Annotated in this window: 1 pseudogene; it reads left to right on the top strand. The window is 67.4% G+C overall.

What is annotated here, in order from left to right:
* Positions 1-169: 169 nt before the first annotated feature.
* A pseudogene (locus AC1DIX_RS27585) lies at positions 170-579 on the top strand (hypothetical protein); the annotation flags it as partial.

The following is a 579-nucleotide window of genomic DNA, read 5'->3' on the forward strand; positions in this document are numbered from 1 at the left end:
TGGCGAACGTCGCCCATGGCGAACGTCGCCCACATGGACTGGCAGATGCTGGGCCTGACCTTCGTGATGTCGGTGTCGGCGGCCATCGCCGCCGGCCTGCTGCCGACCTGGCGCGCCTGCCAGGTGACGCCGGCGATCCAACTCAAATCGCAGTAACCGGGAGACATCCATGGAAATCCGTCCCATCCTGTCCGCGCTGATGCGCAATAAAACGGGCCCGATCCTGGTGGCCCTGCAGGTCGCGCTCAGCCTGGCGATCCTGACCAACGCCATGCACATCGTGAACGAGCGCCGCGCCGCGATGGCGCGTCCATCCGGCCTGTCCGACGAACACGCGACCTTCTACATCATCGCGCGCACCCTGAACAACGACAGCGCCGAGCAGCAGCTGGCCAGCATGAAGCGCGAAGCCGACATCCTGCGCGCGGTGCCGGGCGTGGCGTCGGTGGCGAACGTCGCCCACATGGACTGGCAGATGCTGGGCCTGACCTTCGTGATGTCGGTGTCGGCGGCCATCGCCGCCGGCCTGCTGCCGACCTGGCGCGCCTGCCAGGTGACGCCGGCGATCCAACTCAAATC

This window comes from Massilia sp. 05N420 (genome assembly GCF_056397205.1).